The 3014-nt window shown below is 30.9% G+C and carries 2 protein-coding genes and 1 pseudogene; 1 reads left to right on the forward strand and 2 read right to left on the reverse strand.

The window, feature by feature from the left end:
- Positions 1 to 203 (forward strand): annotated as a pseudogene (locus AC1DJR_RS24150) (serine hydrolase domain-containing protein); the annotation flags it as partial.
- 381 nt (positions 204 to 584) lie between these two features.
- Here AC1DJR_RS24150 and AC1DJR_RS24155 read toward each other — a convergent pair.
- Together AC1DJR_RS24155 and AC1DJR_RS24160 are read right to left on the reverse strand one after the other, a co-directional pair.
- Complete coding sequence (locus AC1DJR_RS24155; RefSeq protein ID WP_002128205.1) at positions 585 to 1193, reverse strand: response regulator transcription factor; 609 nt, start codon at positions 1191 to 1193, stop codon at positions 585 to 587.
- Positions 1165 to 3014, reverse strand: a 1850-nt coding sequence (locus AC1DJR_RS24160; protein ID WP_477003686.1) for a sensor histidine kinase, incomplete at its 5' end; no start/stop codon positions are given. The genes AC1DJR_RS24155 and AC1DJR_RS24160, both read right to left, overlap by 29 nt.

A 3014-nucleotide genomic window follows, 5' to 3' on the forward strand; every position in this document is an offset into this window, starting at 1 on the left:
GATACGGTCTTGGAATCTATGAAACTAAGCTTCCAAACGGTGTCCCGATATGGGGACACACAGGTGGTATTCCAGGATTTAGTACTTTTGCTGGAGGTATACTTGGAGGTAAGCATACGTTGGCCGTCAGTTTGAACAGTATGGGTAGAGCTAACAGTCCTGATCCTTTTAAAAATATTTTACTTGCTGAATTTGGTAAGTAGGTAAAAAAGGAAAAACGGATAAATTTTGAGGTTTTTGGAACTTTGACGGTAATCCAGCGCTATTAAGCTAATAAAACAAAATMCYCCMTAAAATRAAAAAATACGCTATYCTTTCTRTAGAATCATAGGAAAGGATGGCGTGTTTTCATTTTGAGCAAGATTTTGCTTTTCCAGCCTGAGAGAAATGTGGTGGGAATTTATGAATATAATAAAAGATTGTAATTTTTATCTGGTTAAAGTTATCTCAAATGAAGAAATAGGACCCAATCATGAGTCCTATTTCTTCATTTGCAGGTATTGGTGGTTATATACTATGATTCTGTGTCTCTGTATTTATCAATAAACTTTTAGACATAACAGTTCTGCAATGTCCCCTTATCCTTAAAAACCTTCAATTAATCCTTTTTTAATCCCTTTTACGACTGCTCCAACTCTTGAATCTACACCCAGTTTTCTAATAATTGAAGAAATGTGATATTCTACAGTTCTTTTACTGATTGAAAGGTCCGTACTAATCTCATAATTTGTTTTATCTTTTGAGATTAAGAGTAATATTCTTTGTTCAGCAGAAGTTAGTGCTTCAATATTATTTCCCATAATCTGATTCTTAGAAAATAGTATATATCCCATGTGACTTTGACGAATTGCGTTAGCTAGGTCAAATGCTGATCTTTCTTTCGTAATGTATGCACTTGCTCCAGCTTCAAAGGCCGCATTATAATATTCTTCATGATCATATCCTGATAGAATTACAACCTTTACATCCGGAAATTTTGACAATAAATCTTTTGTAAGTTCAATACCATTATACTGCTTCATCCTGATGTCTGTAACAATTACATCAGGACGGGTATCTTCCACAGTTTTAATTAATATGGAAGGATCGTGAACGGTATTAATCACCTCAATATCTTCCTCAGATTCTAGTAGTCTTTGGATGCCTAGCATAACCAACAAATGGTCATCCACTAGTAGTGTATGTATACTCATTATTTTCCTCCCAATTTACTGGTATGGTAAATGTGACTAATGTTCCATGTTCTTTTTCAGAAGATATTCTCAAATTTCCGTTCAACTCGGAAATTTGACGCTGGATGGTCATTAGACCAAGGTGGTTGCTTGTACTAAATTCAGAAAAACTGTTCGGAACACAAAAGCCTATGCCGTCATCTTCTACAGTACAAACATAGCAGCCTCTTTCTTCTATGATATGTATTTGAACATTATTCCCCTTGGAGTGCTTAATAGCATTATTCAGTAGCTCTTTTATAATACGATAAATCTGTATTTCGAGATTTTTCGAGAGAATTTTTAATTTGCAATTAAATTGTATATGAATGAGAATGCGATAATTTAATTCGAACTCGCGTTTTAGTGTGTGTAAACTCGCTTCTAAACCTAAATCTTCTACGATAATAGGGTGAAGATTATGACACATTTTTCTAATGCTATAGATAATATCTTCAAGTTGCTCATCCATTGAATTTAATATGTCTATAGAAAAGTTTCTTTTGGTCTGAAGCATTCTTATTTCGTTTAATTGCAAAATAAGAATTTGAAGAATTTCATCATGTAAGAAAATCGAAAGCCTTTTCCTTTCATTCTCTAGAGATTGAATAATCTGATAGTTGAATTGTTTCCAGTTTTGAGCTTTTACCTTTGCTTTTCGAATTTCTTTTTTATTACTATTGAGGGTATTAACACTTAATAGTAAATTTGCCGAGTTTATTACAACCTCTTCAAGTTCATTAATTTCTTGAGGTTTAAATAATGTATAATCATTTTTTTCACCAATAATAATAGCTCCCTGCATGCCTTGGTAAATGAGTATTGGAAAACAAATTAAGTGGTATTTTTCAAACTGAATATGAATAGGAGTAGTACCTTCCTTTAGTAAGTAATTCTGTTCAAGTTGATTCAATTGATTAAACAGCTCAAATTTATCCATATCCTGAAAAATACCTGTCTCATATAATGAATGATAAATACTATTTGAGTTCCATATTACGGAAACGCCGTTAATGTTAAACATCTGGTTAATAAGCTGTCCGACTAATTTTGCAAGCTCTTTAGCATGTTTTTCCTTCGAGAGTGTTTGAAACAGCTCAATCTTATGTAAACCTGATTGTGCATCCTTTTTTATGTTTAAATACCTAAATAATGAGAGAATAAGTTTATATATATATACAGAGAGTACAACAGATAATACACTTAAGCTACATAGTATAAATATTTCTTTTTGTGACAAATCTATGAATTGCTCAACCGAAAAATTAAAAAATAAGAAATTGAGCAAGTAAAAGAGTAAGTTTGTTAGCCATTTAGAAATTCTAATCTCAAATTCGATAACTTCTTGCTTTATTAATAAATAAGAAATAGTTAAAGGAAATATAATAATACTAGGTAAACAATATGTAAATGGAATTTTAGATTCCCCAAAAAGTAGACCAGGAATCAGATTAAGTAGAACAATAGGTAAAAAACTAAGAATAATACCAAAAATCAGAATATATAATTGACTTTTCACCTTAAGATTATTTTCTCGTAAATGTAATGAAACAAGAAAAACACAGATGCTAATACTCAGAAATAGGTTAGTAATTAGTAAAACTTTAAATAAAAAGCTAAAATTATTGTTAGACATATATCCAAAACAACAAAAAATTATATAAATAATTGTCAATCCTGTTGAAATTACAAATGATACAAGGTTGAATATTTTTACATATTTTGGTTTGGTAGATACAGGGAAATTAGAGAAAAAACTTATTAAGAGATAAGAAAGCATAAAAATACTACTCACCTCTATAG

The organism is Bacillus sp. 05T31 (assembly GCF_056396725.1).